The 17,821-nt window shown below is 73.0% G+C and carries 15 protein-coding genes; 7 read left to right on the top strand and 8 right to left on the bottom strand.

Features of this window, described 5'->3' with window-relative positions; translation table 11 throughout:
* Positions 1–199: 199 nt before the first annotated feature.
* Positions 200–751, bottom strand: coding sequence for a DUF1707 and FHA domain-containing protein (locus tag ACH4NX_RS19730; RefSeq protein WP_351391666.1), 552 nt, complete (start codon positions 749–751; stop codon positions 200–202).
* A gap of 194 nt (positions 752–945) precedes the next feature.
* Between ACH4NX_RS19730 and treZ the strand changes: the two genes are divergently transcribed.
* Positions 946–2,691, top strand: a complete 1,746-nt coding sequence (gene treZ / locus ACH4NX_RS19725; RefSeq protein WP_398129262.1) for a malto-oligosyltrehalose trehalohydrolase — start codon at positions 946–948, stop codon at positions 2,689–2,691.
* Between the two features lie 172 nt (positions 2,692–2,863).
* Here the strand turns inward: treZ and ACH4NX_RS19720 are convergent, their stop codons facing one another.
* Entirely contained in the window at positions 2,864–3,847 is a 984-nt protein-coding gene (locus ACH4NX_RS19720) for an aminoglycoside phosphotransferase family protein (RefSeq protein WP_398129263.1), read from the bottom strand.
* Between the two features lie 73 nt (positions 3,848–3,920).
* Positions 3,921–5,051 (bottom strand): aminopeptidase P family protein, encoded by a 1,131-nt coding sequence (locus ACH4NX_RS19715; RefSeq protein ID WP_351391657.1) that lies wholly within the window; start codon positions 5,049–5,051, stop codon positions 3,921–3,923.
* A gap of 170 nt (positions 5,052–5,221) precedes the next feature.
* On the opposite strand from ACH4NX_RS19715, the gene ACH4NX_RS19710 reads away from it, so the two are divergent.
* Positions 5,222–5,977 carry a phosphodiesterase gene (locus ACH4NX_RS19710; RefSeq protein WP_398129264.1) on the top strand — a complete coding sequence of 252 codons (756 nt, stop codon included), beginning with the start codon at positions 5,222–5,224 and terminating at the stop codon, positions 5,975–5,977.
* Here ACH4NX_RS19710 and ACH4NX_RS19705 read toward each other — a convergent pair.
* The 4 genes from ACH4NX_RS19705 to ACH4NX_RS19690 form a co-directional block, all read right to left on the bottom strand.
* The gene (locus tag ACH4NX_RS19705) at positions 5,970–6,551 is read right to left on the bottom strand and encodes a PDZ domain-containing protein (RefSeq protein WP_351391651.1); all 582 of its coding nucleotides are present in this window, start codon (positions 6,549–6,551) and stop codon (positions 5,970–5,972) included. The two genes, ACH4NX_RS19710 and ACH4NX_RS19705, sit on opposite strands and share 8 nt — an antisense overlap.
* A gap of 75 nt (positions 6,552–6,626) precedes the next feature.
* Positions 6,627–8,810, bottom strand: coding sequence for a germacradienol/geosmin synthase Cyc2 (gene cyc2, locus ACH4NX_RS19700; protein ID WP_398129265.1), 2,184 nt, complete (start codon positions 8,808–8,810; stop codon positions 6,627–6,629).
* Between the two features lie 151 nt (positions 8,811–8,961).
* On the bottom strand, positions 8,962–10,218 hold the full coding sequence (locus ACH4NX_RS19695) for a damage-control phosphatase ARMT1 family protein (RefSeq protein WP_398129266.1): 1,257 nt from the start codon (positions 10,216–10,218) through the stop codon (positions 8,962–8,964).
* A gap of 75 nt (positions 10,219–10,293) precedes the next feature.
* A complete protein-coding gene (locus ACH4NX_RS19690) occupies positions 10,294–10,941 on the bottom strand; it encodes a ScbR family autoregulator-binding transcription factor (protein WP_351391642.1) in 648 nt (215 codons plus the stop codon).
* 757 nt (positions 10,942–11,698) lie between these two features.
* Here ACH4NX_RS19690 and ACH4NX_RS19685 point away from each other — a divergent pair.
* The 5 genes from ACH4NX_RS19685 (at position 11,699) to ACH4NX_RS19665 (ending at position 16,747) form a co-directional block, all read left to right on the top strand.
* Positions 11,699–12,712, top strand: coding sequence for a substrate-binding domain-containing protein (locus ACH4NX_RS19685; protein WP_351391639.1), 1,014 nt, complete (start codon positions 11,699–11,701; stop codon positions 12,710–12,712).
* A gap of 122 nt (positions 12,713–12,834) precedes the next feature.
* Positions 12,835–15,369, top strand: a complete 2,535-nt coding sequence (locus ACH4NX_RS19680; protein WP_398129267.1) for a nitrate- and nitrite sensing domain-containing protein — start codon at positions 12,835–12,837, stop codon at positions 15,367–15,369.
* Positions 15,366–15,785, top strand: a complete 420-nt coding sequence (locus ACH4NX_RS19675; RefSeq protein ID WP_351391632.1) for a roadblock/LC7 domain-containing protein — start codon at positions 15,366–15,368, stop codon at positions 15,783–15,785. The genes ACH4NX_RS19680 and ACH4NX_RS19675 overlap by 4 nt, the downstream gene beginning before the upstream one ends.
* Position 15,786: 1 nt before the next feature.
* The gene (locus tag ACH4NX_RS19670; RefSeq protein ID WP_351391629.1) at positions 15,787–16,146 is read left to right on the top strand and encodes a DUF742 domain-containing protein; all 360 of its coding nucleotides are present in this window, start codon (positions 15,787–15,789) and stop codon (positions 16,144–16,146) included.
* Positions 16,133–16,747 (top strand): ATP/GTP-binding protein, encoded by a 615-nt coding sequence (locus tag ACH4NX_RS19665; protein ID WP_351391627.1) that lies wholly within the window; start codon positions 16,133–16,135, stop codon positions 16,745–16,747. The genes ACH4NX_RS19670 and ACH4NX_RS19665 overlap by 14 nt, the downstream gene beginning before the upstream one ends.
* 90 nt (positions 16,748–16,837) lie before the next feature.
* Here ACH4NX_RS19665 and ACH4NX_RS19660 read toward each other — a convergent pair whose 3' ends face one another.
* Positions 16,838–17,797 (bottom strand): ABC transporter substrate-binding protein, encoded by a 960-nt coding sequence (locus ACH4NX_RS19660; RefSeq protein ID WP_351391624.1) that lies wholly within the window; start codon positions 17,795–17,797, stop codon positions 16,838–16,840.
* Positions 17,798–17,821 lie beyond the last annotated feature (24 nt).

Genomic DNA, 17,821 nt, shown 5'->3' with positions numbered 1-17,821 from the left:
GGCCGTCGGGTCACCTGACGTGCGCGGTGTACGCACAGTCAGTCACGACTTGTGGGGTACGTCAACACCGTGAAATGCAAAGGGATTTGTCCCGCGATCCGACCCGACGATCCGGCCCACCGCGATGCACGACACCGAGTGAACCCCAGGCCAGAGCTGTGCGCCGGCCTCGCCGCCGGTCTCTCCACCGCCCCCGGGCTCAGTTCACCGCGAGGCGGAAGGCCATCTGGCCGAAGCCGATCTGGTCACCCTCGCGGACGACGGCCGCGCCGATGACCCGCCGTCCGTTGACCGTGGTGCCGTTGGTGGAGCCGAGGTCCCGCAGCACCCACATGCCGCCCTGGCGGCTGAGCTCGGCGTGCACGCGGGAGACCGTCTCGTGGGTCAGCCGCAGCCCGCTCGCCGGGTCGCGTCCTATGCGCATCGGATGACCGTTGCCGGGGTGGGGCAGCAGCAGCTTGGGCAGGCGTTCGGCCTGCCAGGCCCGGCGCAGCCGCACGCCGAACCCGGACACCGCCTCGACGGTGCCGAAGACCAGCCGCGACATCCGCCCCTCGGTGGCGAGGTCGGCGGTGAGCGGGGCGAGTTCCTCCGGGCGGCGGGCGGCGAGCGCCAGCTCCATCCTGCGGATGAACGTGTCGTGCGACAGACGTCCCATGGCGACGCCGTCCCGGAGCAAGTTCAGCGCCTTGTCGCGCTCCGCGTCGGACAACCGCGCGGGGTACGTGTTGAACTCGAAGGACGACGTCACGCAGGTGATTGTCGGTCAGCCGGGCCGGAGTGTCCAGAAAACGGGAAACGGCCGCCACGCGCGCCGGGCACGGCCGTCACTTCCGGACCACGGCACGACACCCGCCGCAAACGGGGCGTTCAGCAGCGCGGAGATCACTTTTGCAGGACCATGGACGGGCTACATCACGGTGAGCAGACGAAGGGGAACCGTCCGTGCAGTTCGAGGTGTGGGCACCGCAGGCCGGCCGAGTCACGTTGCAGTGCGACGGCGCCACGCGCGCGCTGGAGCGCGATCCGGAGCGGCCGGGGTGGTGGTGCGGTAGGGCCGAGGCACGCGACGGCTCGCGGTACGGCTTCGCGGTGGACGACGGGCCGGTGCTGCCGGACCCGCGCTCACGCCGGCAGCCGGACGGACCGGACGGGCTGAGCGCGGTCGTCGACCACGGACGGTACGCGTGGCGTACCGAGTGGGCCGGGCGCCCGTTGCCCGGGGGCGTCCTGTACGAGCTGCACGTGGGCACGTACACGCCCGAGGGCACGCTCGACGCCGCCGCCGAACGGCTCGGCCACCTGGCGGACCTCGGCGTCACACACGTGGAGTTGATGCCGCTGTGCCCCTTCCCGGGCCGGCACGGCTGGGGGTACGAGGGGGTCTCACTGTGGGCCGTGCACGAGCCGTACGGCGGCCCGGAGGCGCTGAAACGGTTCGTCGACCGCGCCCACGCGCTCGGCCTGGGCGTGGTCCTGGACGTCGTGCACAACCACCTGGGCCCGACCGGCAACTACCTGCCCGCCTTCGGTCCGTACTTCACCGACACCCATCACACGCCCTGGGGCGTCGCCGTCAACCTCGACGCTCCCGGCTCGGACGAGGTCCGGGCCTATCTGGTGGACAGCGCGCTGGCGTGGCTGCGGGACTACCGGGTCGACGGGCTGCGCCTGGACGCGGTGCACGCCCTGGTCGACACGCGCGCGTGCCACTTCCTGGAGGAACTGTCGACCGCGGTGGACGGCCTCGCCGCCGACCTGGAGCGCCCGCTGTTCCTCATCGCCGAGTCCGACCTCAACGACCCGCGGGTCATCACCCCCCGCGCGGAGGGCGGCCTGGGCGTGCACGCGCAGTGGAACGACGACTTCCACCACGCCCTGCACGCCGCGCTGACCGGTGAGTCGCAGGGCTACTACGCCGACTTCGCGCGCGCTCCGCTGGCGGCGCTCGCCAAGACGCTGACGCGGGGCTACTTCCACGACGGCACCCACTCCAGCTTCCGGGGCCGCGGTCACGGCCGTCCGCTGGACCGCGGCCGGGTCGCCGCGCACCGGCTGACCGGCTACAGCCAGACCCACGACCAGGTCGGCAACCGCGCCCAGGGCGACCGCCTGGCCGCGCTGGTCTCCCCGGGGCTCGCGGCCTGCGCGGCCACGCTGACGCTGACCGCGCCGTTCACGCCGATGCTGTTCATGGGCGAGGAGTGGGCGGCGGGCACGCCCTGGCAGTTCTTCACCGACCACACCGACCCGGAGCTCGCCGAGGCGGTGCGCGGCGGCAGGCGGCGCGAGTTCGCCGCGCACGGCTGGAAGGAGGAGGACGTGCCCGACCCGCAGGACCCGGCGACACGCGAGCGCTCCTGCCTGGACTGGTCCGAGCCGGAACGCGAGCCGCACGCGCGCCTACTGGCCTGGTACGGCCGGCTGATCGCACTGCGCCGCGAGCAGCCGGACCTGACCGCCCCCGACCTCGGCGACACCAAGGTCGCGTACGACGGCGAGGCGCGCTGGCTGGCCTTCCGGCGCGGCGACATCCGGGTGGCCGTCAACCTGGGCTCCGAACCGGCGGCGATCCCGCTGGGCACCCGCCCCGCGCGCGTGCTCGCCGCGTGGGAGCCGGTGCGGGCGCCGGGCGCGGACGGGGTGCTGCGGGTGCCGGGCGAGTCGAGCGTGGTGCTCGTACAGGAGTGAAGGGTGCGGGAGCGGCTCGTACAAGAGTGGCTCGTGCGGAAGCGGCTCGTACAAGAGTGGCTCGTGCGGAAGCGGCTCGTACAAGAGTGGCTCGTGCGGAAGCGGCCCGTGCAGGAGTGGCTCGTGCGGAAGCGGCCCGTGCAGGAGTGGCTCGTGCAGTCATGAGGGGTGCTCAGGACGGGGCGTCGTCCGTGCCGTCCTCGCGCAGCTCCGTCACGCGTTCCAGCAGGATCGGCTCCCAGGCGCGCCGCAGCCTGGCCCTGAGCAGGGGCAGGGGCAGGGGCAGGGGCGGCGGTAGAGGCAGCGGCGGCGGTTCGGACGCGGATCCGGCGGACCGGCCGGTGAGGGCCTCGGCGAGGTGGACGAGGGCGTCGCAGCGGGCCAGCCACAGACCGCGCAGACAGGGCCGGGCGCCGTAACCGGCGAGGGTGGCGGCGCGGACGGCGGCGGGCGAGCCGACACAGAGCGCGAGCGCGGCGATGTCCTCGGCCGGGTCGCCCAGGACCGCGTCGGTCCAGCCGAGGACGCCGCGCACCCGGCCGTCGGCGCCGACCACGAGGTGCTCGCCTGCCAGGCCGTGGTGGACGAGAACCGCCGCGCCCGACTGCACGCCGAGCTGGGCCGACGCGGCCCGGGTGAGCCGCTCCGGCCGGGCCGCGTCGAACTCGTCGGCCTCGGCGAGGTGCCGGGCGGCCCGCTCGCCGGCCTGCCGCAGCGTCTCCAGCGGGCGCGGGGCGGCCCGGGGCACGCCGAGGGTCTCGGCCTGGCGGACCGGGACCTCGCGCAACCCCGCGAGCAGCGCCGCGAGGTCGGCCTCGCCGAGGGCCGACACGTCGAGGTCCTCGCCCGACCCGCCGGACACCCTGGCGTCCAGCGTGTAGGTCAGCCCCGGCGCCCACTCGCCGTGCGCCACGCTCGTCGGTACCACGACGGAGACGTACGGGCGAAGCAGCTCGCGCAGGCGAAGCTCGCGTCGCTGCCGTACCGCGGCCCCGCGGTCGGGGGCCAGACGCAGCACGTGCCGGGCACCGACCCACCAGGTGGCGGGGGCGGCACCCGCCGCCACGGGCCGTACGTCGTCTTCCGCACTCTCTCCCAGCAGGGAACGGACCAGTCGGCGGACGGTGTCCGCGGTGGGTGTCGGTGCCTGGGTCATGGTCGCGCCGTCGTCTTCCGCATCTGCCGGGGCGCTCGGGTCCGCCGGGACGTTCGGGGCTCTTCGTCGCCGCTCACTCCACTATGACCATCTCCCGGGTCGTGTCGTTGAGACGCCGGCCGCCGTCCTCGGTGACCGTGACGATGTCCTCGATGCGTACCCCGAACCGGCCGGGCAGATAGACGCCGGGCTCGACGGAGAAGCACATGCCGGGCACGAGGAGCCGCTCCTCGCCCTCGATCATGTACGGCGGCTCGTGCGTGGTGACGCCGATGCCGTGCCCGGTGCGGTGGATGAAGTACTCGCCGTAGCCGGCGCCGGCGATGACCGCGCGGGCGGCCCGGTCGACCTCCTGGCAGGCCACCCCGGGCCGTACCGCGCCGAAGCCCGCCTCCTGCGCCTCGCGGACGAGGTCGTGCACCCGGCGCTCCTCGTCGGTGGGCGCGCCCACGTGGACGGTGCGGGAGGTGTCGGAGCCGTAACCGTCCTTCAGTCCCCCGAAGTCGAGGACGATCATGTCGCCGTCCCCGATGACGCGGTCGCCCACCTCGTGGTGCGGGTTGGCCCCGTTCGGTCCGGAGGCGACGATGGTGAAGTCGACCTGGGAGTGCCCGAACCGCCGCAGCAGACCGGCGAGGTCGGCGGCGACGTCGGACTCCCGGCGGCCGCCGAAGCGCACCTTGCGGATCTCCTCGAAGGCGGCGTCCGCGGCCGCGCCCGCCGCCGCCAGCAGCTCCAGTTCCGCCGCGTCCTTGACGGCGCGCAGCATGGGCAGCGCCTCGGTGAGGGCGGCGTACGAGGTGTCGGGCAGCGCGCGTTGCAGGGCCAGCAGGTGCATCGCCCAGGCGTTGTCGCTGACGCCGAACCGTCCGGAGCCGTCGAGGAGGGCGGCGGTGGCGGCGTAGGGGTCCTTGCCGTCGGTCCAGTCGCGCAGGGTCAGGGCGGGCGCGCCGACGGCCTTCTCCGCGTCGGGTGCCTCCAGCGTCGGGACGACGAGGACGGGGTCGCGGCCGGCGGCGAGGACGAGCAGGGTGAGGCGTTCGGTGGCCGCGGTGGGCGCGTAGCCGGTGAGCCACACGAGGTCAGGGCCCGGCGCCACCAGCAGTCCGGCGAGCCCGGCGTCGGCGGCCGCCCGAGCGGCGCGCTCCATGCGGACCCGGTAGTCGTCGGCGGTGAAAGAAGCAGTGGGCGCGCTGCCGGTCATCCGGGCCTCCCTGGGCGAGAAGAGTGAAGGGACTACGGGCAGCATCCTGCCCCCGGCGCGGGGGCGACGCGAGCCGATTGGCATGGAACAATCACCACGACTAATGGTTTGATGTGACTCAAGCATTAGTTGCGGGGGATGCCTTCGGGCGCCCGGAGGAGGCCGACACCATGCTCGTACTCGCGCACATCAGCGATCTGCACCTGGACGGGAGTGCGCGGGCGACCGGACGCGCCGAGCGGGTTCGCGACCGGCTGTGGGAACTGCCGGGGCGGGTGGACGCCCTCCTGGTGACCGGGGACATCGCGGATCACGGCACCGAGGCGGAGTACGAGGAGGCGGCACGCATCCTGGGGCTGCGCGACGGCACCGCGCCGTTGCCCGTGCTCACCTGCCCCGGCAACCACGACAGCCGCGCGCCCTACCGCAAGGCCCTGCTGGGCCGGCCCACCGCCGACGGACCGGTCAACGCAGTGCACGTCTTCGACGGCGGCGCGGTACTGATGTGCGACTCCAGCATCCCGGGGAGCGACGAGGGGGAACTGGACGAGGAGACCTACGGCTGGATCGAGGCCGCGCTCGACGAGCTCGACGGCGACCGCCCGGTCCTCCTCGCCTTCCACCACCCGCCCACCGCCGTGCACCACCCCCTGCCGGACTCCTACCAACTGCGCCGCCCGGAACGCCTCGCGGCGCTGCTCGGCCGCCGGCCCGAGATCGCCGGGCTGATCACGGGGCACGCCCACACGCCCGCCGCCACCGTGTTCGCCGGGCGGCCCCTGGTGGTCGGGCCCGGGGTGACGTGGACCCTGCGGCTGCCCTGGGAGGGTGAGCGGATCGCGGACCGGGACGCCCCGGTCGGACTGGCCTACCACGTGCTGGACGACACGGGACGGCTCACGAGCCACTTCCGCACGGTCAGGTGACGACCCCCGGCACGGCCGTCAGCTGCTGGTAGCCGCCGCTCTCGTGGCGCACGGTGACCTTGACCTCCTTGCCCGGCCGGGCGCGGGCCACGGCCCGGGCGAGGTCGGCGGCCGAGTCGACCCGGGTCGTGCCGACCGCCAGGAGCACGTCACCCCGGACCAGGCCCGCCGCGTGCCCGGGGCCGGGCACATGGACTCCCACGACCAGGGCGCCCGGCTTCTCGTCGTCCACGGCCTCCACGCCGAGGGTCGCGGCGGCCGGCGACGGGCCGGCCGGCGGGTGCGCCGGGGCGGCCCGCCCGCCCTTCGGCACCGCCGCGGCTGCTCCCGCCGCACCCGACGGCCCTGCCTGCCGTTGCAGTTCGGCGAGTCTGCTCATGCCGATCACCGTGGCGCCCATCGTGCCGAGTCCCGCGCCCGCCAGGAGCAGGACCGTCGCGGCGCACACGACCAGCAGCAGGGCGGTGAACCGGCGCCGGCCCCCGGCTCGCGGGCGCCGGGCGGTGTCGGGTGCGGTGCCGGCCCCCGGTTCCTGGCCGGGCATCGGCTTGGGTCGCAACGCTGTCTGTTCCATGGATCGCCTCCGGCAGGTGCTCTACCCGGCGCACCGGCGCGTGACGAGCCACGAAAGAGTGAGACTGACCGGGGGTCAGCCGAGCGCGGGCAGGGCGGTGCGCCTCGGGACGGGCACGGCCGGGATGCGGTCCGGGAGGAAGCCGTGGGTGCGCCCGGCGAGGTACCCGGCCTTGTACCGAGGGACCTCTCGGTGCCAGTTGAGGATGCCGGCCATCCAGTTCTGGAGATCGGTCACGTAGCCCCGCATGATGGCGCGTGCCTCGTCCGAGAGCTGGAAATCGTCGTAGACGACCGGGAGTTCGTGCTCGACGACGTGCTCGAACTGGCGCATGCGCTGGTTCATCAGGTCCTGGACGACGGGGAGCGCGGTCGGATAGTCGACGCCGAAGAAGTTCTGCACGACCAGGACCGCGTTGTGGATCTCGCCCTCGTACTCGATCTCCTTCTGGTACGAGAAGACGTCGTTGAGGAGGCACGCGTAGTCGATCGCCGCGTTCTCCAGGGACCGGACGGGACCGCTGCGGTAGACCTCGGGCGGCACGGCGGGGCCGTGGCCGGCGCGGCACAGGCCCAGGGTGAGGTCGGAGCCGAAGGTGGCGCGCCGCATCTCCAGGTAGTCCACCGGGTCGGGGACGCGGTTCTGGATCTGGTTGGCCAGCTCCCACACCCAGGCCTCGGTCATCTTGTCGACGGCCGTCTTCAACGGGAGCCGCTGCTCGGGCGTCATGCCCGCGGTGGTGCGTGCCCACAGGTCGATCAGGGAGCGCTCCATGGCGTTGGCGGGCGGCGGGACCGGCTCGGTGTCCAGCGGCATGCAGGCCGACAGCCGGGCCGTGGTCAGCCTGGCTGCGGCCAGGTCTCGGCGGTGGCCGTAGACGAGCGGGTAGTAGTCGTCGCCGTAGGTGCCGAAGGCCAGCCAGCCGGAGGCCAGGTTCAGCTGGTCCTGGGTGGCGTCCGGGTCGAGGCCGGCGGCGCACAGGGGCAGGTCGCAGCTCGCGAGCTTGTCCTCGTCCCACACCCCTTCGCTGAGGAACCCGATCCGGTGCGACCACTCGAACAGGTGCCGCCGGGCACCGTCCAGGGCGGGGCTCAGCTCCAGCGGGAACGGCATGCGGATGTCGGGGATGACCGAGGGGCCGACCTTCTGGAAGGGCGTGTACGTGTAGGGCCGCGCCCGCTCGGCGACGGCCGCGGCGAGCAGCCCCCCGACGTCGGCGGCGGAGGTGCCGGGCCCGGTCAACGCCTGCCAGGGGGCCGTGGGCCGGGCGCCCTTGTTCATGTAGCGGCTGGAGCGCATGTGCCATTCGTGGCCGCCGGACTGCCAGTCCTGGAGGCCCTTCGCGTACGCCCCGACGGCGGCGACCTCGGCCGGGGTCAGGCCGCTCTCCAGGGCCACCGCCGGCACCTCGGTGAACGCCGTGTGCTCGAACTGGTGCAGCCGGGAGGTGAGGACGTCGTTGACCAGCTCGGCGGCCTCCTGGGTGGTGCAGTCGAAGAAGGTCTCCAGGACCAGCACGCCGTTGCTCAGCTCGCCCTCGTCCTCGACCTCCCGCTGGTAGGAGAAGAGGTCGTTGCGCAGGTGCACGGCGTCGGAGAACGTCTCCATCAGCACCCTCAGCGGCCTGGAGCCGGAGACGGCCGCGGGCACCTCGGCGGTCGCGTACTCCACGAGTCCGGCCGACCAGGGTGCGCCGCCGACCTTGCGCCGCATCTCGATGTACTCGACGGGGTTGGCGACGCGCCCCTCGTTGATGTTGGACAGCTCCCACAGGGACTCGTTGAGCAGGTGCTCGGTGGCGACGGCGAAGCGGGCGCGCCAGTCGGCCGACATCGCGGGAACCGTACGCCTCCAGAGGTCGGCGAGACCGGCCTCGACCGGGTTCTCCGGTGCGGGCATGTCGGCGGTGGGGTCGAGCGGCATGAACAGGGGGAGCCGGTCGAGGTGCGCCTTGCCGCCGACGCGGTCCTGACTGCGCTTGAACTTCTCCAGGAAGTGGTCGTCGAAGAAGAAGACCCACACGTACCAGTCGGTGACGAGGGAGAGCGCCGGCCCGTCGCAGTCGGGGTGGGTGTAGGCGCAGAGCAGGCCGTAGTCGTGCGCGTCGAGGTCGGACTGCTCCCAGACCCCTGAGCCCTCCAGCATGCCCATCTCGCGCGCCCATGTCGTCGAGTGGGCGCGGGCCTCGTCGAGATGCGGGTTGAGCCGCGCGGGGTGCGGCAGGTAGAAGTGCGGGAGTTCGAAGGGCTGTCGCGTCATGGCCGGGCACTACCCACGGCCCTTCGGGCACATCCACGGGCCGGGACATGATCACACCATCGCGTGAATCAGGGCGGAAAGCGGAACTTTCGTCGGCCGGGCCTCCGGGGTGCCGGGGCGCGGGCGGGGTGCGCCGCCACGTGGCGCGGGCTCAGCGCCTGACCTGGATCAGGGCGTGCGTCCCGCTCGTCCGCCAGCGCTGTTCCCCGCTCGCCACCAGCGCGGCCTCCGTGTCCGCGGTCAGACCGGTGATCACGTCCGACTTCAGGGTGCGCAGCGCGGCGACGGGACCGGGGAAGTAGGCGGTGGCGTCGGTGAAGGAGGTGGTCGGCGGCCACCAGCGGTCGCCCACCAGGCGGCGGTAGTTCAGGTCGCCCTTGAGGACGGTGACCGTGGCCGCGGCGAACTCCGCACGCAGGTCGTCGGGCATGTCCGCGTACGGCAGGGGGGCGCACGAGAAGGGGTGGGCGCGTACGGTGACGCGGCCGTCGGTCAGCGCGTTCCACAGCCGGTCGCCGTACGCGGCGGCCGCGCCGCCCGCCGCGACGAGCCGGCGCAGCGCGTCGAGCACGTCGGCGGGCGTGGCGTCGGAGACGTAGTACGGATACGGCTTGACGTGCAGGACCGCCCGGTCGACGCGGCCCTGGCCGAGGAGGTGCGAGACGAGGAGCAGGTCGGGGACGAGTTCGCGGCCGGCGTTGTCGGCGACGAGGCACAAGGTGACCGGGCCCGCGGTGACCGGGCCCGCGGTGACCGGGGCGGAGGCGCTCGTCCCGGCGGGCGGGAGCAGTGACCAGAGCGCGTCGCTGTCGTCGGCGACCAGGGCCCGCACCCTGTCCTTGGTGCCGGTGCCGGTGCCGGTGGTGGCGGTGCCGCTGTCGGAGAGGCGGAAGCCGAGGTCCGCGCGGTTGCCCCAGAGCGAGCCGTGCAGCAGGGCCCGGGTGCGCTCGTCCGAGGGCAGGTCGGCGAGGCCGTCGAGCGCGGCGAGTTCCTCGTCCGTCTCCGGCGCGTCGAGCTCGGCGAGCTTGGCGGGCCGGAAGGGGTCGAGGCCCTCCCAGCTGCCGGGGCCGAAGTAGCCGACGGCGTCGAGGAGCCGACGGTAGAAGTGGCTCTCCGCCCACAGCCAGGGCACGTCGAACCAGGAACGGCCGGCGTACGCGTCCATCCCCCAGTCCGCCCAGCGGCGCCGGTCGCGGGGGTCGGCGTCGGCGGGCAGTGGCTCGACCACGCCGTCGGCACAGCTCGCGAGGAGCGCGTCGAGGGCGCGTCGCCGTTCAGGATCGTAGGGGAACGCCTCCCGCACCTGCCGGACGATGGCGGGATGCCGCTCGGCCAGCACTCCGTGGGGGAAGGCTCCGGGCTCGTTGCCGAGGATGACGGGGGCGGGCTCGGACGGGGTGTCGGGCATGCGCCTCACCGTACCGCGCGGTCCGGGGCGGGAAGGGAGGCCGGCCATGTGCCGGCGAGGGTCGCCCGCCTCGGATCAGGCCGCGCTCGTGTCCCGTTCCAGGCGGGCCACGAGGGTGAGGTAGCGGGCGCGTCGGGTCACCGGCACCATGCCGCGGATCAGGATGTACCACATGCCGGCCAGGCGGCGGGGCTGTCGCGCGGCCGGTTCGAGGGTGCCGCCCACGACGCGGGTGCCGACGATGGAGCAGACGAGGGTGTGGGCGACGGAGTCGATGTCGATGTCCGGGTGCACGTCGGACTGCCTGACGGCGTCCAGGAGACGGGAGGAGGCTATCTCCCGCCACTCGGTGAAGGGGTGCGGCAGCGGCGGCCGTACCGGCACTCCCCCGGTGGCGAGCCGCAGCCCGGCCCGCAGCACCGGCCCTTCCTCGCACAGCCGGGCCATGCCGAACGTGAGGCGCATCAGCGCCTCCAGGGAGGTGTAGCCCCGGCCGTCCAGATCCGTCGCCAGCCGGCGCGAGGTCCTGGACTGGATCTCCATGATGGCGTTGGCGAGGTCCTCCTTCGCCGCGAAGTGGAAGTACAGGGCGCCCTTGGTGACTCCGGCGTGGGCCACGATCTCGCTCAGGCTCGTCGACTCGTAGCCGTGACGGTCGAACAGGTCGGCGGCGGCCCCGAGGATCGTCGCGCGGGTCTGCTCGGCGCGTATCTGCCTCGCCATCGGCTGAACTCTCCTGGGCTGGAACTCAACAGGCCGTGCCGCCTGTCTTAACCCCCTGTACACGATAACTCACCGTCAGATCCGCGTGCTTACGGCCCCGTGGACCGCGATCCGGCCCTGCCGTACGAGGCACGGACCTAACCCGGTCGGTCGGTTGGTTCCGGTCATTCTCGGTCAGTCTCGGTCAGTCTCGGTCAGTTGACGCACACCGTTCCGCCCCGTCGGTCACGGGGCGCAGGTGGTGGTGAAGTACCCGTCGGCGAGGCGGAGTCCCGCGTCCGGAGTCGCGCCGCGACCGCCGACGTCGCGGGAAGGCGGCCCGGGCCGCGCGGACGGCTCCGCCGCCGCTGGAACGACGGGCCGGCGTACCCGCCCGAAGCCGAGCCGACGAACCTGTCACCCGGCCGTCGACGCCTCCGGCACCGGGGCACCCGGCGTCCGCGCCCCGGCGCGCGCCCGGAGCCGGACGCCGGGTCTTCATGCGCACCTTCGTTCCCCCGTCGCCGCCCTCTCTACCGCACCCGCCTCCCCTGCCCTCTCCCTCGCCCCCCTCGCCGGCCACGTGTTCCACCCGTCCCGTTCATCACGATGCGGCACCGACAACTCACACCTGGTCGCTGGTCACTTGACTACCAGCCGTCACACACTGTTTGCTCCGGCCAGGCGAAGTACACCCGGCTGGCGCACCGACCCGCGGCTCCGGTCCACCTCGTCCCGTTCCTCCTGCTCGGCCGCACAGCGAGGTGCCCCCACCCCCATGAGCACATCTCCCCCGCCCACCCGCTCCCCCGGACCTCCGCGCGCCGCGGTTCTCGCCGTGGCCGTCTGCCTGCTGGCGGCCGGCTGCTCCGCCCTGGGCGGTGAGGAGGACGGCTCGGCCGCGGACGCCGCCGGCGGGTCCGGCGCCGGGCGGATGAAGATCGTCATGGTCACCCACGGCGGTGAGGGCGACGCCTTCTGGGACCGGGTGCGCAAGGGCGCCGAGGCGGCTGCCGCCAAGGACGGTATCGAGCTGACGTACGCCGGTGACGCCGACGCCGCCGACCAGGCCGGCCTGGTGCGGGACGCGATCCGCGACAAGCCCGACGGCATCGCCGTGACCCTGGCCAAACCGCAGGCGATGAAGGGGCCGATCACCGAGGCCAAGGCGGCCGGCATCCCCGTGGTCGGGCTCAACTCCGGCATCGACGCCTGGCGGTCCGCCGGGCTCCTCGGGTACTTCGGGCAGGACGAGAGTGTCGCGGGCCGGGCCGTCGGCGACAAGCTGACCTCCCTGAAGGCCCGGCACGCCCTGTGCGTCATCCACGAGCGGGGCAACGTCGCTCTGGAGGCCCGCTGCGCCGGGGTGAAGAAGACCTTCAAGGGCGAGACCGAGATGCTCTACGTCGAGGGCACCGACATGAAGGCGGTGGACGCGGCCGTCACCGCACGGCTGCGGCAGGACTCCAGCATCGACGAAGTCGTCATGAACGGCGCGGCGTTCGCCCTCACCGCGGTCGAGTCGGTCGACGAGGCGGGCAGCAGAGCCCACGTCGCCACCTTCGACCTCGACAAGGACCTCGTGGCCGCGGTCAAGCGCGGGGACGTGCAGTTCGCGGTGGACCAGCAGCCGTACCTGCAGGGCTATCTCGCGGTGGACGCGCTCTGGCTGTACCGCACCAACGGCAACGTCAGCGGTGGCGGGGTGGCACCCGTACTGACCGGTCCCGCGTTCGTGACCCGGACGAACGCCGACGCGGTCGCCGAGTTCGCCGCGGGCGGCACCCGTTGACCGGGCACCGCGGCCGCGGGCGGCCCGTGCACCCGCACCTGCCCCTGCCCTGCCCCTGCCGGCGCCTGTGGCCGCGCCCGCGCACAACCGCCACCCTTCCCCACTGATCGCCTAGGACGACGATGTCTGCACGGACAGGTGCCCGGCGCCGCCTCGGCTCCATACGTCTCTCCCTGATCCTCCTGGCCCTGGTCCCCGGCGTCACCCTCGCCGCCGTGTGGGGGGTGACGACGATCCAGATGTTCTCGGAGGGCCTGCGGCTGCGCTCGCAGACGGAACTGAGCCGCGACACCGGGGCCATGGGCACCGAGGCCGCGCTCGCGCTGCAGAAGGAGCGCAGCCTGTCGGCCGCCTGGCTGGCCGGACCCGGCGGTGACCGCGCGGAACTGGACGCCCAGCGCGAGAGGACGGACCGGGCGGTCGCCCAGCTCGTCGGCGAGTCCGACGCGATCGAGCGCGCGCCCGCCCGGGTCTCGGACCGGCTGTACTCGGTGCTCGGCTCGGTGGGCAGTCTGGAGTACTACCGCAACCAGGTGGACGCCCCCAGCGACATCACTCCCGAGCAGGCGCTCGACCAGTACACATCGATCATCGACGAGCAGATCCACGCCTTCCAGGAACTCTCCCAGGTCGACGACGGCGACCTCACCTCTCAGGCCGGGCCGCTGGTCGCCCTCGAGCACGCGGCGGAGCTGATCTCCCAGGAGAACGCCCGGCTCACCCTGGCCTGGCCCGCCGGGCGGATGGACGAGGAGCAGTGGTCGCAGTTCGCCCAGCTGGCCCACACCCGGCGCTGGCTCGTCCAGGACCAGATCGTCCCCTCCCTGACCGGCAGCGCGAAGGCGCAGACCGAGCGGGTCCTCGCCAGTACCGAGTGGCAGACCCTGGAGGCCGTCGAGGACCAGGTGCTCGCGGCCCGCGCGGCGGACGGGGGCGGGGACGGGGACGGCATGATCGTTCTGCCGGACGCACGGCAGCGCTGGACCGCCGCGCTGGACACGGTCTCCGACCAGTACGAGGCACTGATCCGGCAGCAGACCGACGGACTGCTCGACCGCAGTGCCGACGAAGCGCGCGGGCTGCTGATCACGGCCGCCTCCCTCAGCGCGGGCGGCCTGCTCGCCCTGGTGCTCTGCGTCGTCATGTCCTGGCGCATCACCCGCTCGCTGTCCCGGCGGCTGCGCGGACTGCGGCTCGCCACCCTGAGCCTGGCCGAGGAACGACTGCCCGACGTCGTGGCCCGGCTGGAACGGGGCGAGAAGGTCGACGTGGATTCGGCCACCCCGCCGCTGGACTACGGACGGGACGAACTCGGCCAGGTCGCCCAGGCGTTCAACGCGGCGCAGCGCACCGCCGTGCACACCGCCGTCGAACTCGCCGACACCCGGCGCGGCTTCCAGAAGGTGATCCTCGGCATCGCCCGGCAGAGCCAGAACCTCGTCAACATGCAGCTCGGCAAGCTGGACGCGCTGGAGCGCGAGCACACCGACCCGGAGATCCTCAAGGGCCTGTACGAACTGGACTCCACCGCCAGCCAGCTGCGCCGGTACGAGGAGAACCTCGTCATCATCAGCGGTGAGCAGCCCCGGCGCACCTGGCGCGAACCCGTCGCACTGGTCGACATCCTGCGCAGCGCCGTCGGAGAGGTCGCCGAGTACCAGCGCGTGGAAGTGCACACCGACGAGGAGGTGGCGCTCGCGCCGCCCGCGGTGGCCGACGTGATCCACCTGCTCGCCGAGCTCATCGACAACGCGACCGCCTACTCCCCCGCGCCCAACCCGGTCGGGGTGCGGGCGGCGATGGTGGCCAAGGGCCTGGCCGTGGAGATCGAGGACCGCGGGCTCGGCCTGTCGGAGGAGGACTACGCCTCGTTCAACGCCCACCTGGCGGTGCCCCCGCAGTTCGACGTGGTCGCGCTCGCCGACGACCTGCGGCTCGGCATGTTCGTCGTCGCCCGGCTCGCGCACCGGCACGGCATCACCGTCACGCTGCGCCCCTCCCCGTACGGCGGGGCCACGGCGATCGTGCTGATCCCGCACGACATCGTGGTGCGCGAGCCGGTCGACGCGGCCCGTGACGCGGACGGTACGGCGACCCCCGGGGCGCCCGGCACTCCCGCGCCGCCGGCGCCTTCCACGTCACCCGTGTCTTCCGCGTCTTCCGTGGCCTCCACGCCTTCCACGTCCTCCGCGTCCTCCGCGTCCTCCGCGTCCTCCGCGTCCTCCGCGTCCTCCGCGTCCTCCGCGTCCGAGGGGGTGCCCGTTCCCGCGAAGCGCCCCGTTCGGCCGGTGCGGCCCGTACCCGCGAGCCGGCCCGGCGCTCCCGCCCCCTCCGCGTCCGCCACCGAGCGGAACGGGCCTGCCCCGCTGCCCCGCCGGGTGCCGCAGACCAGCCTGGCCGCCGAACTGCGCGACGAGGACGTCGTCGCCGGCCAGGACGGTCCGGACACCGCGTCCGACGACTACCCCGACTTCACGGCCGAGCGCGCCGCCTCTTCCCTCGCCGGTTTCCAGCACGGCACGCTGCGGGCCCAGGCCGCCGACGCCGACGCCGACGGCACGGACACGGGGACGGACGCCGACGACCGGGCGCTCTCCTCCGCCGCCCCCTCGACTCCGACCGCCGACCACCGACCGCCCACGAAGGACACGCGATGACCCGACCCTCCCCCGCCACGCACACCGAGCTGGACCAGCTGCTCACCGGACTCGTGGAGCGGGTCGCCGACGTGAACCAGGCCGTGGTGCTCTCCGAGGACGGACTGGTCGTCAGCAAGTCCACCGGCTTCCCGCGCGACGACGCCGAGCGGCTGGCGGCGACCGCGTCGGGACTGATGAGCCTGAGCAAGGGCGTCAGCATGGACTTCCGCGGCGGCCCGGTGCGGCAGGCTCTCATCGAGATGGCCAACAGCTACCTGATCCTCAGCTCGGCGGGCCCCGGCGCCCACCTCGTCGTGCTCACCGGCCCGAACGCCGACGTCGGTGTGGTCGCGTACCAGATGAACATGCTGGTGAAGAAGATCGGCGAGCACCTGAGCGCGGCACCGCGGGCCACCGCCGGCCCCGGCGAGTGACGTGACCGATGGCGACGCGGGGGGCCGGCTCGTACGGCCGTTCACCCTGACCGGTGGCCGGACCCGGCCCAGCCGCGCCGACTTCACCCTCATCACGACGGTCGCCGCGGTCGACCCGCAGCCCACCCGGGCCGCGCGACCGCAGCCCGAGCACCTGCGGATCCTGCGGCTGTGCGCGAAACCGCTCGCCGTGGCGGAGGTCGCGGCCCGCCTCGACCTGTCGGTGAGCGTGACCGTCATCCTGCTCTCGGACCTGCTGGAGGCCGGCCGGATCACCGCCCGGCCGCCGCGTCCCGTCTCCCGTGCCACCCCGGACCTGGACCTGCTGCAGAAAGTGAGGGACGGCCTTGGCCGGCTCTGACCGCGCCGCTGAGGCGCCCACGGCACCCGCACCCCCGGCCGCCGCCCCCGACGCCGTGAAGATCCTGATCGCCGGCGGTTTCGGCGTCGGCAAGACCACCATGGTCGGGTCGGTCAGCGAGATCGCCCCGCTGCGCACCGAGGAACCGCTGACCGCGGCGGGGCTGGACGTCGACGACCTCGCCGGCATCGAGGAGAAGCGGGACACGACCGTGGCCCTGGACTTCGGGCGCATCACCATCGGCCGGGAACTGGTGCTGTACCTCTTCGGCACGCCCGGTCAGCAGCGGTTCTGGTTCATGTGGAACGACCTGTCGATCGGGGCCCTCGGAGCCGTGGTGCTGGTCGACGTCCGCAGGCCCGAGTCGAGCTTCGCCGCCGTCGACTTCTTCGAGCGGCGGGGCATCCCGTTCGTCGTCGGCGTCAACGGCTTCCACGGGCGGCATCCGTATCCGGCCGACGAGATCCGGGAGGCGCTGGCGCTGCCGCCGCACGTTCAGGTGCTGCTGTGCGACGCGCGGGAGCGGGCCTCCAGCCGCGACGTCCTCATCGCCCTGATCGACCAGCTGATCGACGCCGCGGCCGGGGCCGCGGCGTCGTGAGGAGCGTACGGCGGGCGGAACAGAAACCGGACCGCTCAGGTCAGGTCAGGTCAGGTCAGGTCAGGTCAGGTCCGACCGAACCAGGTCAGATCAGATCAGACCCGCCGACCCGAGCCACTCCTTGGCCACGTCCAGCGGGTCCTTCTTGTCCAGCTGGACCTGCGCGTCCAGGTCGAGGAGCGTCTTCGTGTCCAGCTTGGCGGAGACCGCGTCGAGCGTGTCGACGCCCTCCTGGGACAGCCCCTCCTTGTGGACCAGCGGTGTGACGTTCGCGTACCCGAAGAGGTTCTCCGGGTCCTTCAGGACGACGAACTTCTCCTTGATGATGGTCGGGTCGGTGGTGAAGATGTCCGCCGCCTGCACGGTGTTCTTGGTCAGTGCCGACTGGGTCAGCGGGCCGCCCGCGTCGAGCGCCTTGAAGGACTCGAACTTCAGGCCGTACACGGACTCCAGGCCCTTCAGCCCCTGCTGCCGCGTCTGGAACTCGGGCGAACCGCCGATCACCAGGTCCGGCGCGATGTCCTTGAGGTCGGCGAGGGTCGACTCGGCGGTGAGCCCGTGCTTCTTCGCCGTCTCGGCGTTGACGCTGACCGAGTCCTTGTTCTCGGCCGGCGACGACTCCAGCAGCGTCAGCTTCTTGTCGAGCTTGGCCTCGGCCGCCGTGTTGACCGCCTCGGTGGACTTCTGCTCGGCATCGGGGTCGAGGTAGGCCAGCAGCGCGCCGTTGTACTCCGGCAGCACCGTGACCGAGCCGTTCTTCATCAGGCCGTAGGTCGTCTCGCGGCTGCCGATGTTGTGCTTGTAGGTGACCTTGAGGCCCTTGGCCTTGAGCGCCTCGCCGTAGATGTCGGCGAGCAGGGTGCTCTCGGCGAAGTTGTTCGAGCCGACGACGACCGTGCCGGCCTCCGCCTTCTCTCCGGCGAGGGGGTTGTCGGAGGTGTCGTCGGAGGAGGAACAGCCCACGAGCAGCGCCGCGGCGGCGGTGAGCGCGACCGCCGCCGCACCGGTGTGCCTCGTCCTGGACCTGCTGCTCTTGGCGGTAGAAGTCATCCACCGATCCAAACGAGCCACTTG

The sequence above is a fragment of the Streptomyces sp. NPDC017225 genome (assembly GCF_044331465.1).
In the GTDB taxonomy this organism is placed as follows: Bacteria; Actinomycetota; Actinomycetes; order Streptomycetales; family Streptomycetaceae; genus Streptomyces.
The sequence above is the reverse complement of the archived record's forward strand: the minus strand, read 5'-3'. Positions and strand labels throughout refer to the sequence as shown.

Excerpts from the sequence above, each read along its gene's own strand:
- ACH4NX_RS19720 (WP_398129263.1), bottom strand. The coding sequence starts at position 3,847 with ATGACCCAGGCACCGACACCCACCGCGGACACCGTCCGCCGACTGGTC.
- ACH4NX_RS19715 (WP_351391657.1), bottom strand. The coding sequence starts at position 5,051 with ATGACCGGCAGCGCGCCCACTGCTTCTTTCACCGCCGACGACTACCGG.
- ACH4NX_RS19710 (WP_398129264.1), top strand. The coding sequence starts at position 5,222 with ATGCTCGTACTCGCGCACATCAGCGATCTGCACCTGGACGGGAGTGCG.
- ACH4NX_RS19705 (WP_351391651.1), bottom strand. The coding sequence starts at position 6,551 with ATGGAACAGACAGCGTTGCGACCCAAGCCGATGCCCGGCCAGGAACCG.
- cyc2 (WP_398129265.1), bottom strand. The coding sequence starts at position 8,810 with ATGACGCGACAGCCCTTCGAACTCCCGCACTTCTACCTGCCGCACCCC.
- ACH4NX_RS19695 (WP_398129266.1), bottom strand. The coding sequence starts at position 10,218 with ATGCCCGACACCCCGTCCGAGCCCGCCCCCGTCATCCTCGGCAACGAG.
- ACH4NX_RS19690 (WP_351391642.1), bottom strand. The coding sequence starts at position 10,941 with ATGGCGAGGCAGATACGCGCCGAGCAGACCCGCGCGACGATCCTCGGG.
- ACH4NX_RS19685 (WP_351391639.1), top strand. The coding sequence starts at position 11,699 with ATGAGCACATCTCCCCCGCCCACCCGCTCCCCCGGACCTCCGCGCGCC.
- ACH4NX_RS19680 (WP_398129267.1), top strand. The coding sequence starts at position 12,835 with ATGTCTGCACGGACAGGTGCCCGGCGCCGCCTCGGCTCCATACGTCTC.
- ACH4NX_RS19675 (WP_351391632.1), top strand. The coding sequence starts at position 15,366 with ATGACCCGACCCTCCCCCGCCACGCACACCGAGCTGGACCAGCTGCTC.
- ACH4NX_RS19660 (WP_351391624.1), bottom strand. The coding sequence starts at position 17,797 with ATGACTTCTACCGCCAAGAGCAGCAGGTCCAGGACGAGGCACACCGGT.